At 46.9% G+C, this 766-nt stretch carries 2 protein-coding genes; both read right to left on the bottom strand.

Going from position 1 to position 766, the window contains the following annotated elements:
* Window positions 1–347: radical SAM protein (locus tag A3766_RS04690; protein WP_156508688.1), on the bottom strand; the 347-nt coding region annotated here is incomplete at its 3' end.
* Between the two features lie 24 nt (window positions 348–371).
* A partial coding sequence (gene moaC, locus A3766_RS04685; RefSeq protein WP_068641816.1) for a cyclic pyranopterin monophosphate synthase MoaC occupies window positions 372–766 on the bottom strand: 395 nt, incomplete at its 5' end.

Genomic DNA, 766 nt, shown 5'->3' with positions numbered 1-766 from the left:
GAGGCGAGCAAAGACTTCGCGACTTTTGATAACTGTGAACCATTTGTCGTCATCACCAGCTCATCCAAACCAGGCAAGGCGCCTACCGACTCGCACAAGGACATTACGTTTGCTCGAACTAAAGGCTCACCACCCGTTAAACGTATCTTTCCGACACCTAGCTCGACAAAGGCCTCAGCAACTTGGTGCATTTCTTCCAAAGTCAGGACTTTTTGTCTCGGAACAAAGGTCATTTCTTCGTCCATGCAATAGACGCAGCGAAAATCACAGCGATCAGTCACAGACATACGCACGTAGCTAACGCGACGGCCAAACTTGTCAATTAACTGATTGCTATTAATACTCATCGACTCTCACTCAATAGTTCAATTTTACGATGCCAAATAGTGACCACTACGGCCACCTTTCTTTTCGAGTAATCTTACCTGATCGATCACCATACCTTTATCAACCGCCTTACACATATCATACAAAGTCAAGCAGGCGACACTCACGGCCGTTAAGGCTTCCATTTCAACACCCGTTTTGGCATCAAGCTTACACTGGGCCGTCATTCTTACCCGGGGTTCACCCTCTTCGAGACCTAGCGCTTCAATCTCTATGCTTACAGAACTGAGGTTCAAGGCATGACACAAGGGAATCAGCTCCGAACACTTCTTTGCCGCCATAATTCCGGCTATTCTGCAGGTCGCGAATACATCACCTTTCTTGTGACGACCTTCGGTAATCATCCGAAGGGTTTCTTCCTTCATTAAAACGTAACCTT

Source organism: Oleiphilus sp. HI0132, from assembly GCF_001635845.1.
Note: the sequence above shows the minus strand (reverse complement) of the source record. Positions and strands in the feature narration are given on the sequence as shown.